The sequence below is a fragment of the Daejeonella sp. genome (assembly GCF_049655485.1).
Classification (GTDB): Bacteria; Bacteroidota; Bacteroidia; order Sphingobacteriales; family Sphingobacteriaceae; genus Daejeonella.
In genome coordinates this window covers 1-4,595 of the sequence record NZ_JBASJU010000146.1, presented here as the reverse complement: position 1 = coordinate 4,595, position 4,595 = coordinate 1, and the positions used below count along the sequence as shown (strand labels likewise).

The following is a 4,595-nucleotide window of genomic DNA, read 5'->3' as shown; positions in this document are numbered from 1 at the left end:
GATTACCTTCCGGGAAGTTAGCGGAGCCATCATACCGGAAATTGAAATCCACCAGGTATTTATCCTTAAAACCATAACCTAAGCGACCGAATAGATTTTGTCTGCCGCTTTCTGATGCTGAACCAGACGCTTCCTGTCCGGCAAGACTACCAGCAAATAACTCATCGACCTGAGCGGATAAAAAGTTTCTTCTGAAGGCTGAAAAACCATCACTATAACCTTCCTCCTGCTCTACGGCAATAAATGTGTTTACTCTATGCTGGCTAAATGCTTTTTCATATTTGATCCTAAAATTCATTAGTGAACTTCTACCCCTGTTATAAGCTTGTCTTAGCTGAGGTTGTAAAATACCACCCCCACCGATGGGAATATATGTATTTGCCGTTTTGTTATAGTCATATACAGTCCAAGGCTTTTGGAATAGTTTATTTACACCCTGGTTGTTTGTGTAAACATAATAGCCATCCACACCTAATCCCTCAAGAAATGGTGCAGCAATATCAAATGAAGCTTTAGTCTGAAAACGCTGCATCATCTCACTATTATACCCGGTGGCATCGGTTACCATTACAGCTGGGTTATCCCCTCTTTCGATTCCCGCAGACGGGAAACCATTAGACCAGTAAACAGGCATCCATGGCACAACCAGCATACGACCAAAGGTTGTCGACGTACTTGCTGTCGGATAGTTACCGTCATCAAGTCCCGCATTTACATCTAAACCAACTTTAATATATTTATTAATGTTAGCATCGATGTTTGACCTAAGAGTATAAGCTTTAAAGTTCGTAGATCCGTTTTTAAATATTCCATTCTGATTAGAAAATGATCCAGATACAGAATACTTCACATTTTCACTGCCGCCTCTCACCGCAAGATTATGCTGGCTTTGAAACGTGTTATCCTCTAAGATTTCATCATACCAGTTTACGCTCGGATAATTAATGGGATCACTTCCATCTCTGAAAATCTTTAATTCCGCCTCAGTCCAGCGTGCCGGTTGATTATCCTTAGCTAGCAATTCATTTACATACTCTCCAAAAACTGCTGAGCTGGCCATCTCCGGTACCCTGGTTGGTTGACTTAAACCCTGGTTAAATGAATAGTTAATGGAAGGTTTTCCTGTTGTACCTCTTTTAGTGGTAATAAGAATTACCCCATTTGCAGCCTGAGCACCATAAATGGCGGCAGATGCATCCTTCAATACAGAAATAGATTCTATATCATTGGGATTGATCCGCTCCCAACCGGTAACTCCCTGTACTCCGTCAACCACTACAAGCGGGCTGGTATTACCGGTTGTACTTCTTCCACGAATTAGAATCGTCGAATTGTCTCTGCCGGGTTCACCTGATCTGTTAGCAGTGATAACTCCAGGAAGGAGCCCTGCAAGAGAATTACTCAGGTTAGTATTTGGACTCTTTTTAAGCTCCTTATTAGAAATATTCGCAACGGCACCTGTTAAGGTTGCTTTTCGTTGAGTACCATAACCAACAACTACCACTTCATCCATTTGGGATGTACTTTCCTTTAACAAGATGCTTAGAACACTTTGGTCGGCCACAACAATTTCTTGTTTCTCATAACTGATAAAGGAAACCACGATGACATCGCCTGTCTTGGCACTAATTACGAATTCTCCGTTCAGTCCCGTAGAGACCCCCCGGTTGGTCCCCTTCACCATAACACTTACGCCTGGCAAACTAGTACGTGTGGCGTTGTCCAATACTGTTCCCTTAATTTCTCTTAAATCTTGCGCCTGGAGCCGAATAGGATTCAACAAAATCAGAGCGAGAATCATTACACCCAGATAGGGCGAGATAATCCATTGAGGTTTTTTACTTTTCATTCGTCGTGCTTTTTAGTTTAGTTTATTCATCATTAAAAGTTAATTCTCAGTATTTTCTTTATGTATTGAAATTGTGTACCCCCACGAAATTTTAGCTTTTTTGTTTCACCAAATTAGGCATAAATGGTATCCAACATCGCAATCTGAGGAATAAAAGAGCGAGAACGTTATCGAAAACGTTACCGAAAATGATATGTGATATTCAGGGCTTTAGCTATGGCAGAAAACTGATTACATCAAGAAGAACGAGCAGTTCTATGTACCAGGACTGAAATACCGGTCCTCTCATCCGGCACTATTGGATATGGATGAAATATCATGATCCTTTGACCTTTTGTTAAATAATGATTATTTCATACGGTGTTTAGCCTCTGGAAGAATTTAAGATCGAATAGCTAGGTTTCATTGGGTCGCACATTCCCTAAAATCTTTATCTTCGCAGTATGAACATTCTTCTCATTGGCTCGGGCGGACGCGAAAGCGCTTTCGCATCAAAAATGGCACAAAGCCCGCTTTTATCGCAATTATATATTGCTCCGGGAAACGGAGGGACTGGTGCTTACGGAAAAAATGTGAACCTGAAGGCCACTGATTTTGAAGCTATAGGCGACTTTGTGCTCAAAAATGAAGTGAAGATGGTAGTTGTTGGTCCGGAAGAGCCTTTAGTAAAAGGGATTCACGACTATTTTCTGGGCCGCGAAGATTTACAGCATGTGCCGGTTATCGGCCCACAGAAGGAAGGTGCCCAGCTAGAAGGCAGTAAAGATTTTTCCAAACAGTTCATGATCAGGCACGGTATCCCAACTGCTGCTTTCAAATCTTTCACGGTTGAAACTTTGCAGGAAGGGTTGCATTATTTAGAGACACAAAAACTTCCCATAGTGTTAAAGGCTGATGGCCTCGCTGCGGGGAAAGGTGTACTGATATGCGAAACTCTGGAAGAAGCTAAATTGGAACTGCAGGCCATGCTCGCCGACGCGAAGTTCGGGGAGGCCAGCAAAATGGTTGTTGTGGAGGAATTCCTTACGGGGATAGAGCTGTCAGTTTTTGTACTAACTGATGGTAAATCATATAAGATTCTTCCGGAAGCGAAAGATTATAAGCGGATAGGTGAAGGTGACACGGGATTAAATACGGGAGGGATGGGTTCAATATCTCCGGTACCCTTTGCGGACGCTACATTTATGAAAAAAGTGGAAGACCGCATCATCATTCCAACTATTGAGGGATTAAAACAAGACAATATCCCGTACAAGGGTTTCATTTTTATCGGCCTGATGGCTTCAGATACGACTGATGGTAAAGATCCCTATGTTATTGAATATAATGTCCGTATGGGCGATCCGGAAACTGAAAGTGTAATACCTCGTATCGAAAGCGACCTTATTGAACTGTTTAAAGGGGTTGCTGAAGAAAACCTTTCAGAGAAAGAACTGATCATATCTCCCAAAATAGCAGCCACAATTATGCTGGTAGCTGGCGGTTATCCTGGCGAATACCTTAAAGGCAAAACCCTCTCGGGTATTGATAACCTACGTCATTCGCGTGCTTTCCACGCTGGAACTGAACTTGAGAACGGGCTGGTTAAGTCGACCGGCGGGCGTGTAATTGCGATTACCTCACTGCAAGACAATCTGTTTGATGCCGTGCAAAAAGCCACTGCAGATGCGGGGAGGATTTATTTTGATGGAAGGTATTTTAGGGAGGATATTGGGGCGGACCTCATGTAGAGTAAGGAGCAAGGAACAAAGAACAAGGAACAAAGACAAGGGATCTTCAATATCACCTTATATTGACTTTATAGGGACCTTATAGGGTCCTTATAGCGACCTTATAGGGACCTTATAGCGATATAGCAAAGGTGTAGCAAGGGTCGACCAACGTTCTTCTAAGGGCGAACAAACGCTAAGGACGCAGATCCCGCTAACAGTTACAGACAAACGGCATCGGTGGGATTCGCAGTTTAATAGCTATCAATCAACATTAAAAATCTCCTCTAGTTTATCCAACAAGGCAGGTCCTCTTAAATCACGTGCAATGATCTTACCTGTAGGATCAAGCAAGAAATTCCTCGGGATGCTGACAATATTATACAACATCGCTGTCGGACTTTGAAAATACTTCAGTTCAGACACGTTCGTCCAAATTAACTGATCATCTTTAATTCCTCTAAGCCAGTCTTTCCGATCGCGATCGAGCGATACGCCCATAACTGTAAAGCCCTTGTCTTTGTATTTATGAAAGGCTCTCACCACATTCGGGTTTTCCTGCCGGCATGGCCCGCACCAGGCTGCCCAGAAATCAAGCAAAACATATTTCCCTTTGAGGGATGACAAGGCAACCGCCTTTCCCGCAGTATCTGCCGCAGCAAACTCTGGGGCAAAAGCTCCAATGGACGTCTTTTTTTCCTTACTGATGTATTCATTAATGGCCTTTCCCGTCGGGCTTAATCTGACACTGGAATCCAGCTTATTGAAAGATGAATCGGCTGCTAAGAAATTATACGTTGACCTCGTCATTTCCGGAAGGAGTAGCACCGAAATAAATGCTGAAGGGTTTTTCGCGACATAATTCTTTTGATAGTCGGCAAGTTCCCTTTCAGCTTCCTTCATGGATGGCTGGTACATTTTAAGGATGGAGTCCAGCGGCACACCCAATTGCGATTGGCGCTCAGCTGCCTCATTCAGGGCCGAGAGCTTGGCCATAAAAGGCGACTGGCCAGCGGTGTAATTTATCACATCGTCAT

At 43.2% G+C, this 4,595-nt stretch carries 3 protein-coding genes; 1 reads left to right on the top strand and 2 read right to left on the bottom strand.

The window, feature by feature from the left end; translation table 11 throughout:
• A partial coding sequence (locus WBJ10_RS05965) for a SusC/RagA family TonB-linked outer membrane protein (RefSeq protein WP_424288606.1) occupies positions 1–1,849 on the bottom strand: 1,849 nt, incomplete at its 3' end.
• 443 nt (positions 1,850–2,292) lie between these two features.
• On the opposite strand from WBJ10_RS05965, the gene purD reads away from it, so the two are divergent.
• Positions 2,293–3,579, top strand: a complete 1,287-nt coding sequence (gene purD / locus WBJ10_RS05960) for a phosphoribosylamine--glycine ligase (RefSeq protein WP_424288605.1) — start codon at positions 2,293–2,295, stop codon at positions 3,577–3,579.
• 243 nt (positions 3,580–3,822) lie between these two features.
• Here purD and WBJ10_RS05955 read toward each other — a convergent pair.
• Positions 3,823–4,595 (bottom strand): TlpA family protein disulfide reductase (locus tag WBJ10_RS05955; RefSeq protein ID WP_424288604.1); only part of this gene is annotated, 773 nt, incomplete at its 5' end.